The 22,998-nt window shown below is 65.3% G+C and carries 21 protein-coding genes; 17 read left to right on the forward strand and 4 right to left on the reverse strand.

All coding sequences use genetic code 11. The features are described 5' to 3' along the window. Window positions 1-90 precede the first annotated feature (90 nt). The 5 genes from glmU to ACXAJV_RS08320 all read left to right on the forward strand — a co-directional run bounded on the left by glmU (window position 91) and on the right by ACXAJV_RS08320 (window position 6,665). Window positions 91-1,446: a bifunctional UDP-N-acetylglucosamine diphosphorylase/glucosamine-1-phosphate N-acetyltransferase GlmU gene (gene glmU, locus ACXAJV_RS08300; protein ID WP_475084118.1), complete on the forward strand. Its 1,356-nt coding sequence runs from the start codon at window positions 91-93 to the stop codon at window positions 1,444-1,446. Then, window positions 1,446-2,933 (forward strand): NAD-dependent succinate-semialdehyde dehydrogenase, encoded by a 1,488-nt coding sequence (locus ACXAJV_RS08305; protein WP_475084120.1) that lies wholly within the window; start codon window positions 1,446-1,448, stop codon window positions 2,931-2,933. The genes glmU and ACXAJV_RS08305 overlap by 1 nt, the downstream gene beginning before the upstream one ends. Further along, entirely contained in the window at window positions 2,933-3,634 is a 702-nt protein-coding gene (gene rpiA, locus ACXAJV_RS08310) for a ribose-5-phosphate isomerase RpiA (protein ID WP_475084122.1), read from the forward strand. Before ACXAJV_RS08305 ends, rpiA begins: the two co-directional genes overlap by 1 nt. Before the next feature lie 273 nt (window positions 3,635-3,907). After that, on the forward strand, window positions 3,908-5,296 hold the full coding sequence (gene gor / locus ACXAJV_RS08315) for a glutathione-disulfide reductase (RefSeq protein WP_475084124.1): 1,389 nt from the start codon (window positions 3,908-3,910) through the stop codon (window positions 5,294-5,296). Window position 5,297: 1 nt separating this feature from the next. Beyond that, window positions 5,298-6,665, forward strand: coding sequence for a class II 3-deoxy-7-phosphoheptulonate synthase (locus ACXAJV_RS08320; RefSeq protein WP_475084127.1), 1,368 nt, complete (start codon window positions 5,298-5,300; stop codon window positions 6,663-6,665). A 302-nt stretch (window positions 6,666-6,967) separates the two neighbouring features. On the opposite strand, the gene ACXAJV_RS08325 is transcribed toward ACXAJV_RS08320, so the two are convergent. From ACXAJV_RS08325 to ACXAJV_RS08335, 3 genes are all read right to left on the reverse strand, one after another. Continuing rightward, the gene (locus tag ACXAJV_RS08325; RefSeq protein WP_475084129.1) at window positions 6,968-7,234 is read right to left on the reverse strand and encodes an HU family DNA-binding protein; all 267 of its coding nucleotides are present in this window, start codon (window positions 7,232-7,234) and stop codon (window positions 6,968-6,970) included. Window positions 7,235-7,699: 465 nt separating this feature from the next. Then, window positions 7,700-8,695 carry an NADP-dependent oxidoreductase gene (locus tag ACXAJV_RS08330; protein WP_475084131.1) on the reverse strand — a complete coding sequence of 332 codons (996 nt, stop codon included), beginning with the start codon at window positions 8,693-8,695 and terminating at the stop codon, window positions 7,700-7,702. Between the two features lie 33 nt (window positions 8,696-8,728). Beyond that, complete coding sequence (locus ACXAJV_RS08335; protein WP_475084134.1) at window positions 8,729-9,520, reverse strand: hypothetical protein; 792 nt, start codon at window positions 9,518-9,520, stop codon at window positions 8,729-8,731. A gap of 177 nt (window positions 9,521-9,697) precedes the next feature. Between ACXAJV_RS08335 and ACXAJV_RS08340 the strand changes: the two genes are divergently transcribed. The 12 genes from ACXAJV_RS08340 (at window position 9,698) to ACXAJV_RS08395 (ending at window position 21,547) form a co-directional block, all read left to right on the forward strand. Next, complete coding sequence (locus ACXAJV_RS08340) at window positions 9,698-10,627, forward strand: Gfo/Idh/MocA family protein (protein ID WP_475084136.1); 930 nt, start codon at window positions 9,698-9,700, stop codon at window positions 10,625-10,627. Between the two features lie 40 nt (window positions 10,628-10,667). Further along, window positions 10,668-12,332, forward strand: coding sequence for an NAD+ synthase (locus ACXAJV_RS08345; protein WP_475084139.1), 1,665 nt, complete (start codon window positions 10,668-10,670; stop codon window positions 12,330-12,332). Between the two features lie 430 nt (window positions 12,333-12,762). Then, entirely contained in the window at window positions 12,763-13,209 is a 447-nt protein-coding gene (locus ACXAJV_RS08350; RefSeq protein ID WP_475084141.1) for a hypothetical protein, read from the forward strand. Between the two features lie 28 nt (window positions 13,210-13,237). After that, the gene (locus ACXAJV_RS08355) at window positions 13,238-13,711 is read left to right on the forward strand and encodes a thiol-disulfide oxidoreductase DCC family protein (RefSeq protein ID WP_475084143.1); all 474 of its coding nucleotides are present in this window, start codon (window positions 13,238-13,240) and stop codon (window positions 13,709-13,711) included. A 70-nt stretch (window positions 13,712-13,781) separates the two neighbouring features. Next, a complete protein-coding gene (gene gltX / locus ACXAJV_RS08360) occupies window positions 13,782-15,119 on the forward strand; it encodes a glutamate--tRNA ligase (RefSeq protein WP_475084145.1) in 1,338 nt (445 codons plus the stop codon). 287 nt (window positions 15,120-15,406) lie between these two features. Further along, window positions 15,407-16,315, forward strand: a complete 909-nt coding sequence (locus ACXAJV_RS08365; RefSeq protein ID WP_475084147.1) for an alpha/beta fold hydrolase — start codon at window positions 15,407-15,409, stop codon at window positions 16,313-16,315. After that, entirely contained in the window at window positions 16,312-16,719 is a 408-nt protein-coding gene (locus ACXAJV_RS08370; protein WP_475084150.1) for a hypothetical protein, read from the forward strand. The genes ACXAJV_RS08365 and ACXAJV_RS08370 overlap by 4 nt, the downstream gene beginning before the upstream one ends. Continuing rightward, on the forward strand, window positions 16,716-16,919 hold the full coding sequence (locus ACXAJV_RS08375; RefSeq protein ID WP_291887988.1) for a helix-turn-helix transcriptional regulator: 204 nt from the start codon (window positions 16,716-16,718) through the stop codon (window positions 16,917-16,919). The genes ACXAJV_RS08370 and ACXAJV_RS08375 overlap by 4 nt, the downstream gene beginning before the upstream one ends. A gap of 209 nt (window positions 16,920-17,128) precedes the next feature. Then, a complete protein-coding gene (locus ACXAJV_RS08380; protein WP_475084152.1) occupies window positions 17,129-18,151 on the forward strand; it encodes a LysM peptidoglycan-binding domain-containing protein in 1,023 nt (340 codons plus the stop codon). A gap of 117 nt (window positions 18,152-18,268) precedes the next feature. Beyond that, window positions 18,269-18,616: a PadR family transcriptional regulator gene (locus ACXAJV_RS08385; RefSeq protein WP_475084154.1), complete on the forward strand. Its 348-nt coding sequence runs from the start codon at window positions 18,269-18,271 to the stop codon at window positions 18,614-18,616. Further along, complete coding sequence (locus ACXAJV_RS08390; protein ID WP_475084155.1) at window positions 18,613-19,566, forward strand: hypothetical protein; 954 nt, start codon at window positions 18,613-18,615, stop codon at window positions 19,564-19,566. Before ACXAJV_RS08385 ends, ACXAJV_RS08390 begins: the two co-directional genes overlap by 4 nt. Before the next feature lie 67 nt (window positions 19,567-19,633). Beyond that, window positions 19,634-21,547 carry an ABCB family ABC transporter ATP-binding protein/permease gene (locus tag ACXAJV_RS08395; RefSeq protein ID WP_475084157.1) on the forward strand — a complete coding sequence of 638 codons (1,914 nt, stop codon included), beginning with the start codon at window positions 19,634-19,636 and terminating at the stop codon, window positions 21,545-21,547. Here ACXAJV_RS08395 and ACXAJV_RS08400 read toward each other — a convergent pair. After that, window positions 21,544-22,974 carry an aminotransferase-like domain-containing protein gene (locus ACXAJV_RS08400; protein WP_475084435.1) on the reverse strand — a complete coding sequence of 477 codons (1,431 nt, stop codon included), beginning with the start codon at window positions 22,972-22,974 and terminating at the stop codon, window positions 21,544-21,546. The two genes, ACXAJV_RS08395 and ACXAJV_RS08400, sit on opposite strands and share 4 nt — an antisense overlap. Window positions 22,975-22,998: the final 24 nt, after the last annotated feature.

Consider the following 22,998-nt stretch of genomic DNA (forward strand, 5'->3'; position numbering starts at 1 on the left):
CACAGGCTCGCAAGCATGGTTACGTGCCTGGGCTCGATAGGCTATAGCGCCTGACAGACACAGGTGCAGATTCTCGCGACAGGATGATCCATGTCTCATTCCCGTGCCGCCATCATTCTCGCTGCCGGTCAGGGCACGCGGATGAAATCCAAGACGGTGAAAGTGCTGCACAGCGTCGGCGGACGGCCGATGCTGGACTGGTCGGTGGATCTGGCCCGCAAGAGCGGGGCGGACCGGATCGTCACCGTCTATGGCGCGCACTCGCCGGCCGTACAGGCCGCCGCCGAGGCGCTGGGCACGCAGACCGCGCTGCAGGACCCGCCCAAGGGGACCGGTCACGCCGTGCTCGCCGCGCGCGAGGTGCTGGCGGATGTCGAGGGCGCAGCGATCGTGCTCTATGCCGACACACCGCTGATCACGCCGGACACGGTGGCGAAGGTCTTCGCGGCGCTGGAAGGCGGTGCCTCGGTGGCGGTGCTGGGCTTCGAGCCGGAGGATCCGGCTGCCTATGGACGCCTGATCACGGATGACGAGGGCAATCTCGACCGCATCGTCGAATACAAGGATGCCAGCGAGGCCGAACGCGCCGTGCGCCTGGTCAATTCCGGCGTGCTGGCCGCTCCGGCGCCGCTGTTGCTGGAACTCCTGGCCGAGGTCGGCAATGACAATGCCAATGGCGAATATTATCTTACCGACGTTGTGGGCCTGGCCCGCGGGCGCGGTCTGAAAGCCGTCGTGGTGAAGGCCGAAGCGGGTGAAGTGCTGGGCGTGAATTCGCGCGGCGACCTCGCCGAGGCCGAGGCCGCCTTCCAGGCGCGCATGCGCAAACAAGCCATGGCGGACGGGGTGACGCTGGTGGCGCCGGAGACGGTCTTCTTCTCCCACGACACGCAGATTGCCCGCGATGTGATCGTCGAACCGAATGTCGTGTTCGGTCCGGGTGTGACGATCGGCGAGGACGCCGTCATCCACGCCTTCTCACATCTGGAAGGCGCCAGCGTGGCGCAGGGCGCCAGTGTCGGTCCCTATGCCCGCCTGCGCCCGGGGGCCGAGCTGGGGGCCGGTGCCAAGGTCGGCAATTTCGTGGAAGTGAAAAAGTCGCAGCTGGGCGAGGGCGCCAAGGTCTCGCATCTCACCTATATCGGGGATGCGAGCATCGGCGCGAACGCCAATATCGGAGCGGGCACGATCACCTGTAATTACGACGGATACGACAAGCACCGCACCGTGGTGGGTGAGGGCGCCTTTATCGGCTCCAATACCTGCCTGGTGGCGCCTGTCACCGTCGGTGCCGGCGCCTTCACGGGCACCGGGACCATCGTGACCGAGAATGTGGAGGCGGATGCGCTGGCCCTTGCGCGCACGCCGATGACCACCAAATCCGGGTGGGCGGCCCGTTTCCGCGCCGCCAAGCAAGCCCGCAAGGCCAAGAAGGAGAGCCTGTGATGACCGTAACCGACCGCCCCGAAACCGTCTCGGACCGCCTGACGGACAAGAGCCTCTTCCGCAGCGAGAGCTTTATCGGCGGTGAGTGGGTGGCTGGTGCGTCCAGTTTCGAGGTCACCAATCCGGCCAATAACCAGGTTATCGCGACCGTTGGCGATGTCGGCGAGGCCGGTGCCCGCCAGGCCGTCGCCAAGGCCGCGGAAGCCTTCGAGACCTGGAAAAAGGTCTCGCCCTTCGAGCGCGCCAAACTGCTGATGAAATGGCACGACCTCATCCTCGCCAACCAGTCCGACCTGGCCAAGCTGATCACGCTGGAAATGGGCAAGACCTACCGCGAGGCAATGGGCGAGGTGGTGTATGGCGCCGGCTTCATCGAATGGTCGGCCGAAGAGGCCAAGCGCATCCATGGTGAAACGCTCGCCACGCCCTTCCCGGGCTCGCGCGGCTGGACGATCCGCCAGCCCATCGGCGTGGTCGGCTGTATCACGCCGTGGAATTTCCCCAACGCCATGATCACCCGCAAGTGTGCGCCTGCCCTGGCGGCCGGCTGCACCATGGTGATCAAGCCGGCCCCGGAAACGCCGCTCTCCGCGCTCGCCCTGGCCGAGCTGGCCAAGCGTGCCGGCATTCCCGATGGCGTGTTCAATGTGGTGTGCGGCGATGCCCAGAAGATCGGCCCGGTGCTGACCGGTTCGCCGGAGGTGCGCATGATCGGCTTCACCGGCTCTACCCAGGTGGGCAAGCTGCTGATGCGCCAAGCCGCCGACGGCGTGAAGCGCGTCGCCCTGGAGCTGGGCGGCAATGCGCCCTTCATCGTCATGGACGATGCCGACATCGAGAAGGCCGCCGATGGCGTGATCGCCTCGAAATTCCGCGTCTCCGGCCAGACCTGCGTCTCGGCCAACCGGATCATCGCCCAGCCGGCGATTGCCGACAAACTCGTCGCGGCGCTGGACGCGCGCGTGTCCAAGCTGAAGGCCGGTGACGGTTTCGCCGAGGACAGCGATCTGGGCCCGCTCGTGCACATGGAAGCCGTGACCCGCGTCGACAAACTGGTGCAGCAGGCCCGCGAAGCCGGCGCCCGCATCGTCACCGGCGGCAAGCGTCTGGATGATGAGCTGGGCGGGGCTTTCTATGCGCCGACCCTGATTGATGGCGGCGACCCGAAAATGGATGTCGCCTGCAACGAGATCTTCGGCCCGGTTGCCTCGGTCTACCGCGTCGAGCGCGAGGCCGACATCATCAAGCTCGCCAATGATACGCCCTACGGGCTGGCGGCCTATATCTATACCCAGGACGTCAACCGCGTGCACCGGCTCACCGAAGGCATCGAATACGGCATGATCGGCGTCAATGCGCCGATGGTCGGCGCCGCCTCCACCCCGTTCGGCGGTGTGAAGGAAAGCGGCATCGGCCGTGAAGGTGGCAAGTGGGGCGTGGAAGAGTTCACCGAGCTCAAATACGTGCTGCTCGGCGGGGTTGGCTGATGGGCGCAGAACGCCAGAAGGCCCACGCCGCAGCGGCGGCGCTGGGCTATGTCGAAACCGGCATGACGCTGGGGCTCGGTTCCGGCTCGACGGCGGAGATTTTCCTGCGCCTGCTGGGCGAGCGCATCAAGGACGGTCTCGATGTGCGCGGTGTGCCGACGTCACAGCGCACCGCCGAGGTCGCCCGCGAGAACGGTGTGCCGCTGATCGAGGTCGATCATGTCGATCATCTCGCTGTCACCATTGACGGGGCCGACGAGGTCGATGGCCGTTTCCAGCTGATCAAGGGCGGCGGCGCCTGCCTGCTGCGCGAGAAAATCATCGCCCATGCCTCCGACCTGATGGTGGTCATGGTCGACGAGAGCAAGCTGGTCGACACGCTGGGCAAGTTCGCCTTGCCGGTCGAGGTCGATCCCTTCGGCTTCTCGCTGACCGCGAAGCAGATCTATGACGCGCTGAAGAAGGCCGGTGTGGCGGCGCCGGATGTGCAATTGCGCCGCAAGGGGGACGGTCTGGCCCCTTTGATCACGGATGGCGGTCACTACATTCTCGATTGCGCCTGCAGCGCCATTCCCGACGCGGCTCTGGCCGACCGGTATCTCAAGGAAATCCCGGGCGTGGTCGAACACGGTCTCTTCCTGGGCCTTGCGCGGGTGGTGATCGTCGGCGAGGACAATGAAGCACGGGTGATGGAGCTCTAGGTCATCCATTGATGTGTTGTCATCCCGGCCGAATGCCCCGCGAAAGCGGGGCGCAGAGCCGGGACCCATACGCATCGATGCTGGCCGAAAGCAGGCTCGGCTTTGGCGGAAGCTGGTTTCACACCGGGAATATGGGTCCCGGATCTACGCCCGGCTCAAGGCCGGGCATGCGTCCGGGATGACAGGCGTTATCGGTCGTCGAACAGATGGCCGCAGACACAACAGATCGGGGCACAGCGCCCCGGATGGACAGCAAGACAAGGGCGCTGACCCATGAGCAATTACGACTACGATCTTTTTGTCATCGGTGCCGGGTCCGGCGGTGTGCGTGCGGCGCGGATGGCCAAGCAGCATGGCGCCGGCAAGGTGGCGATCGCCGAGGAATACCGGTTCGGCGGCACCTGCGTGATCCGCGGCTGTGTGCCCAAGAAACTCCTGGTCTATGCCAGCGAGTTTTCCAAGACGTTCAAACTGGCCGAGGGCTATGGCTGGACGGTCGGCGAGACCGAATTCAGCTGGCAAAAGCTGATCGCCGCCAAGGACAATGAGATCGACCGCCTGTCGGGCATCTATGAGCGCAATCTCAACAATTCCGGCGTCGACACGATCGAGGACCGGGCTGTGCTGGAAGACGCGCACACGATCCGCCTGGTGAAGTCGGACCGCACGGTCACCGCCGACAAGATCCTGATCGCGGTCGGCGGTACGCCCTTCGTGCCGGATATCGAGGGCGCCGAGCTGGGCATCACCTCGAACGAGGCTTTCCATCTGGAAGAACTGCCCAAACATGTCGTGATCGCCGGCGGCGGTTATATCGCCTGCGAGTTCGCCCAGATCTTCGCCGGGCTGGGGTCAGAGGTCTGCCAGGTCTATCGCGGCGAAACCGTGCTGCGCGGGTTTGACGACGATATCCGCGCCAGCGTGCACGAGGAATTGGTGCGGTCCGGCGTGCGGGTGATCACCCACACCGTCTTCGAAAAGATCGAACAGCTCGAGGATGGCCGCAAACGGGTGCACCTCGACAATGGCCAGCATATCGATACCGACATCGTGATGTATGCCATCGGCCGCACCCCCCATGTCGCCGATCTGGGCCTGGACAAGGCCGGGGTCGAACTCGACGAGGCGGGCGCCATCAAGGTGGATGCGTATTCGAAGACCACGGCCGACAATATCCATGCCGTGGGCGATGTGACCAACCGGGTCAATCTGACGCCGGTGGCGATCCGCGAGGGCGCGGCCTTCGCCCAGACCGTGTTTGGCGGCCAGCCGCTGGCCTATGATCACGAGGATATCGCCTCGGCGGTGTTCACCCAACCGCCGGTCGGATCGGTCGGTCTGTCCGAGGCGCTGGCCCGGAAAAGCTTCGACAAGGTCGATATTTACAAGACCTCCTTCCGCCCGATGAAAGCGTCCTTCTCCAATGACGCGTCCCGCATGATGATGAAACTTGTTGTCGACGGGGAGACAGACCGGGTGTTGGGCGTGCATATTGTCGGGCCGGATGCGCCAGAGATGATCCAGCTGGCCGGTATCGCCGTGAAGGCGAAGCTGACCAAGACGCAATTCGATGCCGCCTGTGCGGTGCATCCGACGAGTGCCGAAGAACTGGTGACCATGAAGGAGAAGTGGACACCGCCCGAGTTGAAAGCAGCTGAGTGATATGACCTGGTCTCCGAAATCCTGGCGGGACTTTCCCGTCAAGCAAATGCCGACCTACAAGGATGAAGCCGCCCTGGCCGGCGCGATTGACGAGCTCTCCGCCCGTCCCGCGCTCGTCTTTGCCGGCGAGGCCCGCAAGCTGCGGCGCCAGCTGGCCGATGTGTCGGCCGGCAATGCCTTCCTCCTGCAGGGCGGCGATTGCGCGGAAAGCTTCACCGAATTCTCCACCGAAGGCGTGCGCGACACCTTCCGCGTCCTGCTGCAGATGGCGGTGGTGCTCACCTTCGCCGCCTCCAAACCGGTGGTGAAGGTCGGCCGTATGGCGGGGCAGTTTGCCAAGCCGCGCTCCTCCGACACCGAAACGATCGACGGGGTCACCCTGCCCAGCTATCGCGGCGACAGCGTCAATGGTGTGGACTTCACGCCCGAGGCCCGCGAGCCGGACCCGAAACGCCTGATCCGCGCCTATGATCAGTCGGCCTCGACGCTCAACCTGCTGCGCGCCTTTGCGTCCGGCGGTTATGCTGACCTGCACAATGTCCACCAGTGGACCCAGGATTTCGTCAAGGACAGCCCGGCGGCGGAACGCTATGCGGAAACCGCGGCGCGCATCTCCGAGGCGCTGGACTTCATGAAGGCCTGCGGTATCGGCCGGGACTCTGCCCCGTCGCTGGAAGCCGTCGACTTCTTCACCAGCCACGAAGCCCTGCACCTGCCCTTCGAGGAGGCGCTGACGCGCCGCGATCCGAATACCGGGCAGTGGTATGCCACCTCCGCCCACATGATCTGGGTCGGCGAGCGCACCCGCCAGCTCGACGGGGCGCATCTGGAATATGCCCGCGGTATCGCCAATCCGGTCGGCGTGAAGTGCGGTCCCACCATGACGGCGGACGAGCTCCTGCCGCTGATCGACACCATCAATCCGGACAATGAGGCCGGCCGCCTGGTGCTGATCGTGCGGATGGGGGCCGACAATGTCGGCAATAATCTGCCGGCGCTGGCGCGGGCGGTGACCGAGGCGGGCCGCAAGGTGGTCTGGTCGTCCGATCCGATGCACGGCAATACCGTCAAGGCGTCCAGCGGTTACAAGACGCGGAATTTCGACCGCATCCTGACCGAGCTGGAAGGCTTCATGGACGTGCTTTACGCCGAGGGCGCCTATCCGGGCGGTGTGCATTTCGAGATGACCGGCCGCGATGTGACCGAATGCACCGGCGGTGCAAAACCGGTCACCGAGGCCGATCTGGCGGCACGCTACCACACCCAGTGCGACCCGCGCCTCAATGCCGACCAGGCGCTCGACATGGCCTTCCGCATCTCGGAATCGCTCAAGCGCGTGCGGCGCAACAATTCCGCTGCTGCAGCCTGACAGGCGCGCTGACAGCGAAACGAACACAGGCGGGGCCTCCGGGCTCCGCCTTTTTTGTCTTCCCGCCTCTCACCCCTCCGTCATCCCACGGTGCCCGCAGGGCATCCGGGGGACCTGCGCTCACCTGTCGGCAGGATGGCTGAGGTCCCCCGGATCGCTGCTGCGCACCGACCGTGGGATGACGGTGTTCAGGGAAGCAGGGTAGGCCAGCTCCTCGCTCCTGATGGGCTCCTCCGCCCAAAGAAAAACGCCGCCCGGATGGCTCCGGGCGGCGTTCGTGTAATCAGAACCCGTTGGACTGATTAGATGTCCTTCAGGGCAGCAGCCGGACGGAAAGCCGCCTGGGTGCGAGCCTTGGACATCATTTTTTCGCCAGTGCGCGGATTGCGGACTTCGCGCGCTTCGCGGTGCTTGGCATAGAAGGTGCCGAAGCCGGCGAGCTGGACGCTGTCATTGTCCTTGACCGAAGCGATGACGGCTTCGATCGCGGCGTCAACCGCATCGCCCGCTTGAGCGCGGGACAGGCCGGTCTTGTCGCTGACGGCTTTGGCGAGATCAGACTTGTTCATAGGGTTCCCCCCGTTTAGTCGCGGCGCCGGCAGACACGGTCATCGTGTCCGGCCGGTGTGCCGCGTGTTCGTGGACGCCTCATCAAGGCCGAGAACCGGGCGTCTTTGCAAGCCATAACAGGTGAATCGGGCCGGATTCACTGCAATTTCCTTGGGACAAGTCCCATTTCTCGCCTTCGGCCCCTGCTTTGCGTACATTTCTCAGCATGTATCAGGGTGAACCAACTTCTAACGGAACCACGACGAATCGCCCGATTCGCCTGCTGCCGTTCGCACTTGCAGCAGGTCTGGCCGCTTATCTGCTCGCTTTTTTCGCGGGTGCGGGAGAGACTTGGTCGCCGGTTATCGCGGCCTGCGCGGCCGGCTGGACGCTGGGCCGCCTGATGCGGCGCTAGGCCGGCAAAACCGAAAAAGGCCGGCCCCGAAGGACCGGCCCTTGCCGTTTGCCGCGGGGGACGCCGCTCATCAGATCTTGACCAGCATCTTGCCGGTATTGCGGCCGGAGAAGAGGCCCATGAAGGCGTCCGGCGCGTTCTCGATGCCCTCGATGATCGTCTCGGCCGGCTTGATCTTGCCGGCGGCCATCCAGGCCGACAGGTCGCGCACGAAACCGTCCATCATGTCGGCGTGATCGGTGACAATGAAGCCCTGGATCTTCAGCGACTTGCCGACGATGAAGGTGAGATTGTCGGTGATCGTCGCCGGCTGGGCGTCGTTATAACGCTGGATCATGCCGCAGGCGGCGATGCGCCCCTTGGGTTTCAGCGTGTTGAGCGCGGCGGTGAAATGCGTGCCGCCGACATTCTCGAAATAGCCGTCAATGCCCTTGGGGGCGGCGTCCTGGATGGCGGCGGTGAGATTGTCGGTCGCCTTGTAGTCGACCACGGCGTCGGCGCCGATCGATTTCACGAAGTCGCACTTCTCCCGGCCGCCGGCCGTGGCGATCACCGTGGCGCCCATCGCCTTGGCAAACTGGATACCGGCCGAGCCGACAGCGCCCGCACCGGCGGACATCCACATCGTCTCGCCTTCCTGCAGGTCGATGATCCGCTTGATACCGACATAGGCGGTCAGGCCTGTCAGACCGGCAATGCCCAGATAGGCCTGCGGCGGCAGGATGGAGGTGTCGATCTTCTGCAGGACTTTGCCCGGTGCGGTATAGGCTTCGCGCCAGCCGAACATGGAGTTGACGAAATCGCCGGGTTTGAGGCCCTCAAACTTGCTCTCGACCACTTCGCCGACAGCGCCCCCCTGCATGACCTTGCCGGTTTCGAACGGGTCGACATAGGTGCGGATTCCGCTCATCCGGCCGCGCATATAGGGGTCGACCGAGATGTAGTGGTTTTTCACCGTCACTTCGCCTTCGCCCGGAGCCGGAACGTCGGCTTCAACGAGCGTGTAGTTCTCCGGCTTCGGGTCGCCCTTGAGATATTCCAGAAGGTGGATTTCGCGAGACTTCATGGCGGTCTCTCCTTTTTCAGGGTTGGGGGAGGGTTATTGGAGATCCGGCGCGTAGAGCCGGATCAGGCTGAGATCGAAATTCATGTCGAGCGTGAAGGCGGTGCCGAGGATCTGGCCGATCCCTGTCATCAGGAGGGTGACCGGCAGGATCAGTAACAGGCCCAGCAGGCGCAGAGCCGTGCCGCCCGCACTATGGCTGTAGAACCGGACGATGATGCGGCCGGTGCAGAAAAAATAGACGATCATGGCGAGGACCATTCCCAGGAAGAACCAGCCAAGCCCCAGAAGCATCAGCGGAATGGTCGCGATCATTACGACAAAGGAGGCATTCGTTGCGGCGAGGTAGAATTGCAGATGTCCCCACAGCGGCACGCCGGGCCGGTAGAGTTTGAGCAGCAAGAGATAGGGCAGGGAGGTGATGATGGTGATCGGCCACAGGAGAATGGCGCCCCAGCTCTCGATCGTCTGGTTGACCTCTCTTGCTGTCGGCACCTCGCCGTCGGAATTGAGGCCGGTCGCAAGCCAGGCCTCGACCGCCTCCGGCTCAAGACTCACCGTGAGCTGGTCCAGCGAGCCTGCGAGCGGCGTGCCGAACAGCGAGGCGACAACAAACTGGAAGGAGAACAAGGCGACGAAGACGCGGATCGGCGAGAGATACTCGCTGAAATCGCCTTTCGCGCCGGCCAGCGCGACATCCGGCGTCCGGATCAGCGAATGCCAGAGGGTGCGGAAGATGCGGCCATCCAGATCGAAGGCGGCAATCGACACGGAGTCGAGAATGTCGTTCGGCTTCGCCGTCGCCCTGGGTTTTTCCTCGGTATCCAAGTCTGCATCCTCCCCTCGTCCGGCATGGTAGTGCGCTTCGATGCACGTGCAAGCCGGTTCGACGTCCCGGTATGGCGCCGGTGCGCTGCAATGCGCGGAAACACCTCTTGATGCAGGAGCGGCTTGATCGCGGGGGCGGGCGGGGTATTCAGCCCGGCAGACGGACAAGGACGTATCATGGTTTCGGAAAACAAGCGCCTGCGGGCCGGTGTTGTCGGTGCAGGCGTGTTCGGCGGTTTTCACGCCTCGAAATATGCGGCGCATGAGCGGGCCGATCTGGTCGGCATCTACGAGCCCGATATCGAGCGGGCACGGGCGCTGGCCCAGAAGCATGATGCGAAGGCCTATGACAATCTGGCCCGCCTGATCGCCGATTGCGACGCCATTACAGTCGCCTCGCCGGCGGTTCACCATTTCGAGGCTGCAGCGGCAGCGCTGGCAAACGGCCGTCACGTCCTGGTCGAAAAGCCGATTGCGTCCAGCGTCGAGGAAGCGCGTGAGCTGATCCAGCTGGCCGCCACGCATGGCCGCGTGCTGCAGGTGGGTCACCAGGAACGCTTCGTGTTCAACGCGATGGGTCTGTTTGCGGTGCCGGACCGTCCCAAACGCATTGTCGCCAGCCGCATGGGCCCGCCGTCCGAGCGCTGTCTCGACGTGTCGGTGACGCTGGACCTGATGGTGCACGATCTCGATCTGGCCATTGCGCTGGCGGGCGGGGCGGTGACATCCGTCGAGGGCGAGGTCGACAAGGGCCGTTTCGGCACGCCGGATACAGCCAAGGCGAAACTGGTGTTCGACAGTGGCTGTGTCGCCGAGCTGGAAGCCAGCCGCGTCCATCACGAGCGCGACCGCAAGATGCGGGTGGAATACGAGACGGGCGTGCTGGAGATCGATTTCGTCGCCAAGACGTTCGAGAATTCCACGCCCTACGCACTCAATGCCGATTTTGCCGATACACCGGTTGCACGCGATTCCCTGGGCGCCAATGTCAACGCCTTCATCGCCTCCGTGCTGGATGGCGAGCCGGTCGCGGTGCCGGGCATTGCCGGCCTGCGCGCGCTGGATGCGGCCCGGGCGATCGACGGGGCGCGTGTCTACGGATCGTGAGCCTCTTGCGGCGGGGCACGGCGCGGTCTAAGTCGCCCTCATGACGGACCGGATTTCCATTCTGACGGCCCAGCTCAACCCCGTGGTCGGGGATGTGTCGGGCAATCTGGCCAAGGCGCGTGCCGCGATTGCCGACGGCCGCATCCGTGGCGCCGACCTTGTCGTCTTCCCCGAAATGTTCCTTTTGGGCTATCCGCCCGAGGATCTGGTGCTCAAGCCGGCGGCCGTCGAGGCCTGCAAGCGTGCGCTGGACAGCCTGGTCGAGGACACCAGGTCCGGTCCGGCCGTGCTGGTCGGCCTGCCCTGGCGCCAGGGCCGAAAGCTGCACAATGCCGTCGCATTGATCGATGAGGGCCATCTCGTCGCCCTGCGCTTCAAGCATGAACTGCCCAATTACGCCGTGTTCGACGAGATGCGTGTCTTCCAGCCCGGACCGGTGCCGGAGATCGTCAAATGGCGCGGCATCCGCCTCGGCCTGCCGATCTGCGAGGATATCTGGCGCGAGACCGTGCCGCAGGCGCTGATCGACCAGGGCGCCGAGATGATGATCGTCATCAATGGCTCGCCCTGGCGCCGCACGATCGAACGCGAGCGCAAGACCGCCTTTTCCGTCTGGTTCGACCGCTGGCAGGGCCGCAAGGCGATGATCTTCGTCAACCAGGTCGGCGGTCAGGACGAGCTGGTCTTCGACGGCGCCGGCTTTGCCCGTGACAGCGCCGGTGAGATGGTCCAGCGCTTGCCCGCGTTCGAGGAAGCGATGGATCTCGCCGTCTGGCAACGCACGGAAACCGGCTGGTCCTGTGACAGCGAGGCGCGGGCGCCGGTGGTGTCCGGGCTTGAGGCCGACTGGAAGGCGATGGTGCTGGCCCTGCGCGACTATGTCGACAAGGCGGGTTTCCCCGGCGTCGTGCTGGGCATGTCCGGCGGGATCGACAGCGCGATCTCGGCGGCGATTGCCGTCGATGCGCTGGGGCCGGAACGGGTGTGGGCGGTGATGATGCCGTCGAAATACACCTCGCAGGAAAGCCTCGAGGATGCCCGCGAATGCGCGCAGATGCTGGGCATCCGCTACGACATCATCGATGTCGAACCGACCATTGAAGCGTTCGGATCGACCCTGGCCGAAGTGTTTGCCGGCAAGGATCCCGACACGACCGAGGAGAACATCCAGTCGCGCGCCCGCGGTGTCGTGCTGATGGCGCTGTCCAACAAGTTCGGTCCGATGGTGCTGTCCACCGGCAACAAGTCGGAAATGGCCGTCGGCTATGCCACGCTCTATGGCGACATGAATGGCGGCTATAACGCGCTCAAGGACGTCTACAAGACGGAAGTCTTCGAGCTGGCCTGGTGGCGCAATGCCCATCCGCGCGCGACCGGTCTCGGCCCTGTCGGCCAGGTCATTCCCGAACGCATCATCACCAAACCGCCCTCGGCCGAGCTGCGTGAAGACCAGACCGACCAGGACAGCCTGCCGCCCTATGATGTGCTGGACAGCATTCTCTTCGCTCTGGTCGAGGAGGAGCGCTCTGTGCGCGACCTCGTCGCTGAAGGCCAGGACGAGGCGACGGTGCGCCGTATCGAGAACCTGCTCTACCGCGCCGAATACAAGCGCCGCCAGGCCCCGCCGGGCGTAAAGATCGGCTCCAAGAATTTCGGCCGCGACCGCCGCTACCCCATCACCAACCGGTTCAAGTCGGGGGATTAGCTTTCCTCCCCATTTCATGGGGAGGGGGACCCGCGAAGCAGAGGAGGGGCCGCCGCGCTGCGCGCGGCGGAATCGTGACGCCCAGTGCCGTTCACGGCCTGCGGCCGCGACCCCTTCGACCCGATGCCGCGCATCGGCCCACTTCCCCACGGTGTGGGGAAGAAAAAGAGCGGACCATCTCCCCTTCTCCCCCCGGCCGGGGAGAAGGCGGCCCGGAGGGCCGGATGAGGGGCGCCGCGCAGCGGCCACGGAAGCCCTTTGATTGCGTCCTGACGGACGCGCCCCTCACCCCTCGCTGCGCTCGGACCTCTCCCCGGTCGGGGAGAGGTGGTGCGATCTTCGCCCCTGCGACACCCCGTCCCATCCCTTTGTTCCGAAATTTCTGTCAAAACAGAAATCAACGAAACGGGAGTGCTCAAGGGAGGTCGCCATGCGCGATATTATCCGTGCCGATGCCGAACGTCGTTTTGCCGATACCTGGATACGCCCGGTCGGCGCCTGGCTGGCGGCCTGCCTTGCCAGCGGCGCGGCCATGTTCGGGACTTTCGGTGTGATGGGGCTGGCCGAGGGCGTGCCGAGCGCGCAGGAGGTCGCCGGGTTCGCCGCGGCGATCATCCCCGGCACGCTCTATATCGGCGTGTTCATGATCGTGCTGACGGCCCTGCCGACACTCGCCTTCGCCTGGTTGATGCACAGCCAGGGCTGGAAGAAAATCTATACCAGCGCGCTGCTGGGCGGTGTCACGGGCATTCTTTGTGTCCAGGTTTTCGGCTTCCCCCTGCAGCACGGCGCCGAATTCGTCCCGCTCATGGTCCTGGTCTTCTGTGTCGGCCTGGTCGGCGGGAGCGTGTACCGGCTGGTGGCGGGGAAGGGTTAGGCTGATCCATCCGTGACGGGAGAGTTCAATGGCCGAAGGTCTCGACAGATCGCGCTACTCCTACCGCAGCGATCCGCGTGTGCCTGATTTTGATGATAGCGGTCCGGTCACGTTGATGGACGGGAATTGTGCAGTGTGCTCGACGGGCGCGCGGCTGATCGCCCGGTTCGATCGCCGCGGCGAGTTTCGCATCTGCCGCCTCCAGACCGAGCTGGGGCAGGCGCTGCTCGCCCACTACGGCATGGATCCGGAAGATCCTGAAAGCTGGCTCTATCTGGAAGATGGGCAGGCCTACATCTCGCTGGATGGCATCATCCGTGCCGGGCGCCGCATGGGCGGTCCGGGTTGGCTGCTGCAGCCGCTGCGCCTTCTGCCCCGCGGCGTTCAGGACTGGCTCTATGTCAAACTCGCACGCAACCGCTACCGCCTCTTCGGGCGAAGCGACATGTGCGCCCTGCCGGATGAAGGGCTTCGGGCGCGGTTGATGGACAAGCCGTACTGAACCCCCGCTTGCCCCGGCGCGCGCGCGGCGCTAAGCCCTGCGGCTCATCTTCGAGCCAAGGCCTGCACCGATGACCAAAGTCCGTTTTGCGCCCAGCCCGACCGGCAAGCTTCATGTCGGCAATGTCCGCACCGCGATCTTCAACTATCTGTTCGCGCGAAAGGCGGGCGGGACTTTCCTGCTGCGTATCGACGATACGGATACGGAACGCTCGACGCAGGCCTATGAGGACGGCATCCGCACCGACCTGACCTGGCTGGGCATCACCTGGGACGACACGTTCAAGCAGTCCGAGCGCTTCGAGCGCTATGGCGCGGCAGCGGAGACGCTGAAGGCGAAGGGCCTGCTCTATCCCTGCTACGAGACCGGTGACGAGCTGGAGCGCAAGCGCCGCCTGCAAATGGCGAATGGACGCCCGCCGGTCTATGACCGCGCTGCGCTGGAACTGACCGATGCCGACCGCGCGAAGCTGGAAGCCGAGGGCCGCAAGCCGCACTGGCGCTTCAAACTGTCCGGCAATCCGGTGGAATGGGACGACATGGTACGCGGCCATGTGTCGATCGAGACCTCGTCGCTGTCCGACCCGATCCTGATCCGCGAGGACGGATCCTATCTCTACACCCTGCCGAGCGTGGTCGACGATATCGAGGCGGAGATCACCCACATCATCCGCGGCGAGGACCACACCACGAATTCCGGCGCCCAGATCGAGATCTTCGAGGCGCTGGGCGGTGCGGCCCCGAAATTCGGTCACCAGGCGCTGCTGGTGGGTGCCGATGGCGGGAAGCTGTCCAAGCGGACCGGTTCGCTGGGGATCGCCGAGCTGCGCGACGAGGAGGGCATCGAGCCGATGGCGATCATGTCGCTCCTCTCCAAGATCGGCACGTCGGATCCGGTCGACGCCTTCGCCGATGTCGACGGTCTGCTGGAAGGCTTCGACCTGGGCAAGCTGTCGCGCTCGCCGGCGCGTTTCGATCCCGAAGAGCTCAAGCGCGTGAATGCCAAACTGCTGCACACCATGCCCTATGCCGAGGCGCAGCCGCGCCTGGCCATGCTGGGCGCTGATGGTGGCGAGGCCTTCTGGAATGCGGTGCGCCCCAATCTGGAACGCCTGAACGATGCCAAGGCCTGGATGAGGCTGGTCGAGGGACCGGTGACGCCGGTGATCGAGGATGCCGGCTATGCCGCCGCCGCGGCCGAACACCTGCCGGCGGGCACACTCACCGAGGCGAGCTGGGGCGAGTGGACCAATGCGCTCAAGGCCGCGACAGGCCGCAAGGGCAAGGACCTCTTCATGCCGCTGCGCCTGATGCTGACCGGCGAACCGCGCGGTCCGGAAATGGCCGTCCTCCTGCCGCTGCTGGGCCGCGACACGGTCCTCAAGCGCCTGCAGGGCGAAACGGCCTAGGCTGCGCCAAGGGCTCGCCCCGCTTGCGGGGGAGCTGTCCGCGTCAGCGGACTGAGGGGGCGGTGCGAGAGCACCGCACAGCGCGTTGGCGCGCAACCGACACACCCCCATCGACCTCACCCGGCCTACTGGCCGGGCTCGGCCACTTCCCCCGCTGGCGCAGGGGAAGCCTTGTGCCTGCTTGGAAGTCGTGAGTTTATGTCTTTAAGTCAGGTTGTCTTGACATTCGCGTTTCGGCATGTCAGGTTTGCATTACAATAAGTCATATCAACCTGATGGAGCTTTCCATGTTCAAGTTCAAACCCGTGCCACCGGCCGTCGGTGCCCTGATTGCCACGGTGACCGCGCTGGCCGCCGTGATGGCGGCCGAGGCCAGCGGTCAGGAGACGCTGCAGGTCGAGCGGGCCGGTACGGGCGGTGCGCGTACGGTGATCCTGGTTCCGGGCCTGGCGACGCCGGGCGCGGTGTGGGACGGCACGGTCGCGCAGTTCGAAAACACGGCGGATATGCATGTCGTCACCCTGGCCGGGTTTGGCGGTGCGGCTCCGGCCGAGCGTTCTGCCGGTGTGATCGAGACAGCGGTTGCCGACCTGGCCGCACTGATCGATCAAGAGGGGCTGACCGACGCCGTGATCGTCGGACACTCGATGGGCGGCCAGATCGCGCTGCAACTTGCCGCCGCCCGGCCGGATGCTGTTGGCGACGTGGTCGTCGTCGACAGCGCGCCCTTCTTCGCCCGCCTGTTCAATCCCGCCATCACGGCCGATCAGGCCGCGGCCTTCGGTCAGGCGACCGCGGCCCAGATGGCGGCAATGGATCGCGACACCTATCTCGCCCAGTCCCGCATGGGCCTGCCCATCCAGTCGATCTCGGCCGAAGGCCAGGCGCAGGTGATGGCCTGGATGGAAGCCTCCGACCAGGCCACCGTCGCGACGGCATTCGGGGAAGTAGCGGGCAACGACTTCTCGCCCGTGCTCGCCGATGTGGCGGCCGATGTGACGGTCCTGGTCGCCTGGGCACCGGGTGCGCCGGTGGGGGCGGAGGCGCTGGCCGGTGTTTATGCCAGCCAGTACGCTGGCCTGGAATCGGTGGAGGTCGATGTGATCGACGGATCGCGTCACTTCATCATGCTCGACCAGCCGGAGGCGTTCGCCGAACGCTTGGCGGCAGTGATCGGTAACGGGGAGGGTGAATGATGCCGGGTGACAGGAAACCGTCCGCGAACAGGCGCTATGTCATTCATTTCGGCGTTGCGATGCTCGCCTACATGCTGGTCCTGTTCGGCTCGATCACAGCGATCAATAATGGCGAACTGTCGGGCTGGTCGGCGGGACTCGCTTCGCTGACACCGATGATCCCGGCCTTCTATGCCCTCAGGGCCTTTATCGTGCGCATCCGCGAGATGGACGAATACCAGCGGCGCGTTGCGACTGAGGCCATCCTGTGGGCGGCTGGCATCGTCGGCTTTGCCAGCTTCGGCTATGGCTTTCTGGCCGGTGCGGTCGAGGTGCCCGAGATCAGCCTGATCTGGGTGCTGCCGGCCCTGGCTGGCACGTTCGGCCTCGCCCAGTGCTATGTCTACTGGCGGGAAAACCGGTGAGGAACCGGTTGCGCGTGCTGCGGGCGGAGCGCCGCTGGAGCCAGGCCGAGCTGGGCGAGCGGGTCGGTGTGTCGCGCCAGGCGATCAATGCGGTCGAAACCGGCAAGCACGACCCTTCGCTGACCCTCGCCTTTGCCCTGGCGCACGCCTTCGAACTGACAATCGAGGACGTGTTCGACCCGCATGGCGAGCCGGATTAGGGCTATCGCGCCGGATGTGAATGGCAAAATGCACAAGCAGACCTTACTTTTGCCATCGAACATCGCTCATACTGCAAGTCCGGGATTTGGGACCCGCGCAGCTTCGGCGGCGCGGGTCTTGCATCCGGGCAAGCAGTCTGACGGAATGCCCGTGCCGGCACACCATGAAAGCCGGCTCAGAGCCGCCGGCCGATGACAGGAGGTCCGCCATGACCGCAACGCGGTCTTTCATCATAGCCGCCGTACTCGCCGCCCTGGCGATCGCTGCCGCGATGGCCTTCATCATGTACCGGCCCGCTGCCGACGAGGGCGTGCCGCAACAACCTGCCGAAACCGTCCAGTCCGGTGAGGCCGGAAGTGACCGCAGCACCGCACCCGCCGCCATGATCGCGCCGCCCGTCTTCGATATCGTGCGCGTGGCGCCGGTCGGCTCTGCCGTCACGGCTGGCCGCGGCGAACCCGGCGCAACAATCCAGCTCCTGGCTGATGGTGAACCTCTGGTGTTCACCGGCGAGGCCGGCGAGCGTACCGATATCCAGACCATCAATGAACGCGGCGAATGGGTCATCATTCCTGACGAACCGCTGCCCTCCGGCGCGGTCGAACTGTCGCTGCGCATGGTGGCACCGGACGGGCGGGAAATGATGTCCGAACAGGTCGTCGTCGTGTCCATTCCGGAACAGCGCGGCCCGACGCCGCTGGTTGTTGTGGGGCGTCCCGGCGAGGCCAGCCGCGTCTGGCAATGCCCGTCCTGCCTCGATGCGGAAATGGGCACGCTGGTACTGGAAACCGTCGACTATGATTCCACCGGCGCCGTGATCTTCTCCGGCCGGGCCGAGACCGGCACCACTGTCCGCATCTTCGCCAATGGCGCGCTGGTCGGCGAGACCCAGGTCGGCCGCGACGGCCGCTGGGACATGCAGGCCGGGGCCCTCCTGGCTCCGGGCGTTTATGACCTCCAGATCGACCAGGTCGAACCGGACGGCAATGTCTCGGCCGTGATCGTGCTGCCCTTCGAGCGCGTGGCACCGGAAGCGCTCAATCTGGGCCCGGATTCCGTTGTGGTCCAGCCGGGCAATTCGCTGTGGCGCCTGGCACGCCGTCTCTATGGCGAGGGTATCCAGTACACGGTGATCTATGAGGCCAATCGCAGCCAGATCCGCGATCCCGACCTGATCTATCCCGGCCAGGTCTTCCAGGCCCCGCAGGACCCTGACCCGTCGAACGGGTAGGGGCGCGCGGCGGCTCAGACGCACGCCTGCACGAATCCTGACAGCACAGCGTGACCCATGTACCGCCATGTCCCGCGCTCGATTGACTACTGTGCGACAAACAGTATAGTGTGCTGCATGGGTAAAATCGAAGATCCGTTTCCGAAACTCGAGCTCGAACTGCGTCGCGGTGCGATCGTGCTGGCAGCCCTGTCCCAGCTGACACAGGCCCAATACGGCTATTCGCTGCGACAGGCCCTGGCGGCCCGGGGCATGGAGATCGAGGAGGGCACGCTCTACCCCTTGCTGCGACGGCTGGAGGCACAGGGCGTTCTGGTCAGCGAGTGGCGGACAGGGGAGGGCTCGCCGCGCCGCTACTATCAGCTCAGCGAAAGCGGTCAGGCGCTCTACGCAAAATTGGCAAACTCCTGGCAGGCGCTCGGCGCGGTCATGGACGGGTTGGTGAAGGACGGATCAGGACAATGACGCCACAAGACATGATTGCCCGCTATGTACACGCGGTGACGCGCCGTCTGCCGCACGCGCAACGCGCTGATATCGGCACCGAGTTGTCGGTGCTTCTTGGTGAGATGCTGCAAGAGCGGTCGCAGGGACAAGACCCGGATGCGCGGATGGCTCGTGAGATGCTGGAGGCCTTCGGCCATCCCGATGCCGTGGCGCTGCGCTATCACACACCTGCGGCGCTGATTGACGCGCGTGATGTGCGCCTGTTCCGTACGCTCGCTGTCAGCTTTCTGGCAGCGCTCGCCGTACTCGCGCTGGGCACGGCGCTGTCGGACCCGGCCGCGCAAGTCGAAGCGGACTTTGCCGGGCGGATTGCTGACGAGGCTTTCGTCGTGGGCTTGCAGGGTCTGGGTCTGTTGCTGGTGGTGTTCTGGGTCGTCGGCATGGTGCGCCGCCACGGCGCGCGCGGGCGTTGGTCCGCCTCCGCGCTGCCGGCTGTGCGGGATCCCGATGCGGTGAGCCGCCCGCTGGCGGGTGTGTCCATCGTGTTCTGGGCGGCAGGCCTCGGCGTGCTGGTGATCGGTCCTGCGACGGTAATGCACATGATCTCCGGCGGCGCGGCCCCCTCGGCCCTGCTGGCCGCCTTCCGCTATGACCCGGCCTTTGCCGCCGAGCGCGCGCCCTACCTGTGGGCCATGCTGGGACTGTCCATCGCCATTGTGGGCTGGCAGGCTGTTACCGGCCGCATCACCCCGCTGCAGCGGCGCGTCGAGGCGGGGCTGACGCTTCTGCTCAGCGCGATCCTGTACCAGATTGTCCTGGCCGGCGATGTCTTTGCGGCCGAACCGGCCAATGAATACATGAAGCTGGCCATGGCCGTATTTGCCGGCTGGGGTGTGATCTCCGGTGTCACGGAATTGCGGCGCGACTGGCAGGCGCGCCGCGCTTCGCCGGCCACAGGCATGCATTGACCTGCGGACGGGCAATGTCCGCTCGCGCACTGGCGCAGGCCTGCGCGACGCCCTATGTCATGGCGCGATGAGACCTCTTCCCGGCGATACCGAAGACGAAGCGAAATCCGCGCCCCAGGGCTCGCTGGGCACGACCATGGTGCGCCTGTTCGCGCTGCTGGCCTCGCCGGACATGGCGAAATGGCGTTTCCGAATGGGCGTGGCGCTCGCGCTGACCGTGGTCGCGAAACTGTTCGCGGTGGCGGCGCCGGTCTTTTTCGGTGACGGCATCAACCTGATTTCCGCCCGGGTAAGCGAGGGCGGAGCGGGCGCAGGCGAGAGCAACGATGCGGCGACGGGCCTGCTGTCCGGCCTCGCGGGCACATTCGGTATGGCCTTCTTCGCCTATGCCGTGGCGCGCTTCATGTCGGTCGGGGCACCGCAATTGCGCGATGCCCTGTTCGCGCCGGTCAGCCAGGACGCCCAGCGCCTGACGGCCGTGAACGCCTTTGCCCATGTGCAGACCCTGTCGATCGGCTATCACCAGACCAAGCGCACCGGCGCGCTCAACCGCATTATCGAGCGCGGTGCGCGGGCCGTCGATTTCCTGATGCGCTTCCTCATCTTCAACATCGCGCCGACCCTGCTGGAACTGGGTCTGGCGGCGATTGTGCTGAGCGTGAACTATGGCTGGGAGTTTGCGGCCATCGCCGTGGTGACGGTCGCCATCTACATGGTGCTGACCTGGTCGGTGACCGAGTGGCGGGTGCGAATCCGCCGCCAGATGAACGAGGCCGACAATGAGGCCTCGGCGCGGGCGGTCGACAGCCTGATCAATTTCGAGACGGTGAAGGCCTTTGCCGCCGAGCGGCGCGAGTCCGACGCTTTCGACGATGCGATGACGCGCTATGCCCATGCCGCGGCGCGGTCGCAATCCTCACTGGCCCTGCTCAACGGGGCCCAGGCCTTCGTGATGAATGGCGGTCTTCTGGCGATGGCGCTGATGGCCGGCTGGAAGGCCTGGAACGGTGTTCTGCAGCCGGGCGATATCGCCGCTGTCACCATGATGCTGATGAATATGTACCAGCCGCTCAACATTCTTGGCTGGGCCTATCGCGAGATCAAGCAGGGCGCGATCGACATGGAGCGGGTGTTCGACACGCTGGCGCTCCGTCCGGAAGTTGCCGACGCACCGGATGCGCAGGATTTGCGTCTTTCAGGCGGGGGCGTGCGGCTGCACGATGTGACCTTCACTCATGATGGCCGGTCGCGCTCGGTCAACGGGGTCGAACTTGACGTGCCGGCCGGCGGTTTTGTCGGCATTTGCGGACCGTCCGGCGCCGGCAAGTCGACCGTGCTGCGCCTCCTGTTCCGCTTCTACGATCCCGACAGCGGCCGGGTGGAGATTGACGGCCAGGACATCGCCCATGTCACCCAGGAAAGCCTGCGCGAGGCGCTGGGTCTGGTGCCGCAGGATGTGGTCCTGTTCAACGACACGCTGCGCTCCAATATCGTCTATGGCCGTCCGGACGCGTCGGAGGCCGAGATCTGGCAGGTGCTGGAACGCGCTCATCTGGCCGCCTTCGTGCGCGGCCTGCCGGGCGGTCTGGAAACCCGGGTGGGCGAGCGCGGGCTGAAACTCTCCGGCGGCGAGAAACAACGCGTCGGTGTGGCGCGGGCCATCCTGAAGAACCCGGCCATCCTGGTGCTCGACGAGGCGACATCGGCGCTGGACAGCCAGACCGAAAAAGAGGTCCAGGCGGCCCTGGCCGAAGCCGCGCGAGGGCGGACCACGATTGCCGTCGCGCACCGGCTGTCGACGATTGCCGGGGCGGACCGGATCTTCGTGCTCGACGATGGCCGGGTTGCGGAAAGCGGGACGCATGACGAATTGCTGGCCCGCGACGGTCTCTACGCCGCCATGTGGCGCCGCCAGAGCGAGGCTGGCGAGGGCGGTGTCGTGCCGTTTCCGGTGAACACTGAAGAGACGGCAACGAATTAGGCGCGCTCCAACCCCCTTTGCAGCACATCATAGATGTGCGGATCGTCGCACTGGGCGACGTTGAAGCGCAGGAAGTTGCGGGCCGTCTGCGACGGGCTGAATGTGTTGCCCGGGGCCAGCACGACCTGGTGTTTCAGGGCAAAGCGGGCTAGGTCGGCGGCGTCGGTATCGCCGGGCAGGCGGCACCACAGGAACATGCCGGCAGCCGGTCGCGCCCAGAGATCGATACCGATGCGGGCGAGCCGGTCGGCGGTGCGCGCCATGGCTTCGGCCAGACGCGTGCGCACGCCCTCGACGTGCTTGCGATAGGCGGCGCTGCGCAGGAGGTGGAGGACAACTTCCGACGTCATCCGCCCGCCGCCGAATGTGGTGGAGATGCGCAGGTCGACGAGCGCCTCGATCCAATCCGGCCGCGCCGCGATGAAGCCGCAGCGGCCGGCGGCAGTGAGTGTCTTGGAAAAACTGCCCAGATGGATGACGTTTTCCAGCCCGTCATAGGTCGCCAGGCGCGGACCGGGGTTCACTTCCAGATCGGCATAGACATCGTCTTCCAGAATGGTCAGCCCGGCGCGCTCGGCCAGTTTGAGCACCTGGTGCACCACAGTCGGTGACAGGGTGACGCCGGTCGGATTGTGCAGGCCGGAATTGGTGATGTAGAGGCGCGGCTTCTCGCGCTCGAGGATTTCGGCAAAGGCTGTCACGTCCGGGCCCGCGGGGGTATAGGGCACGCCGACAATCTTCACCCGGTGCGAGCGCAACAGGGTCTGGAAGTTGAAATAGCCTGGATCGTCCAGCAGCACGGTATCGCCCGGCTCGACCAGGAAGCGGCAGACGAGATCGATCGCCTGGGTGCCGGAATCGGTGAGCACGACATGGTCCGGTGAGGTCTCGATCCCGCGCTCGGCGAGGCGCCGGGCCACGATCTGGCGCAAGGCGGGCAGGCCGCGCGGTGAGCCGTATTCGACCAGCGAGCTGGTATCGGCCCGGGCCAGCGATCGCAGCGCCCGGCGGATATCCGCGTGCGGCATCCAGCTGTCCGGCAGCCAGCCGCAGCCGGGCATACGCATCTCCGGACCGGCTTCCAGCGCCTGCCGCGAAATCCAGAACGGATCGACCTCGCGGTCCAGTTTCGGGCCGAGGTCGGCAACGGCGAGCGGTGCCAGCGGGGCTGCGACATAGAAGCCGGAGCCGGGGCGCGACTGAATCGTGCCCTCTGCGGCGAGCCGGTCATAGGCGGTCACAACGGTGGATTTGGACACGCCCAGCGTTTCCGCCAGCGCGCGGATCGAGGGCAGACGGGCGCCGGGCGTCAGGCTGCGCGTGGCGATCCGGCTTTCGATCGTCGCCATGACCTTGCCCACGAGGGAGGTGTCTGAAGCGTGGGAGAGGGAGCTGCCATCGGCCATCTGTATTGCTCTTTGTATCAGTACGGTTTTGCCAAATTGTATCGG

Source organism: Maricaulis sp. ABE4_448 (genome assembly GCF_056160825.1).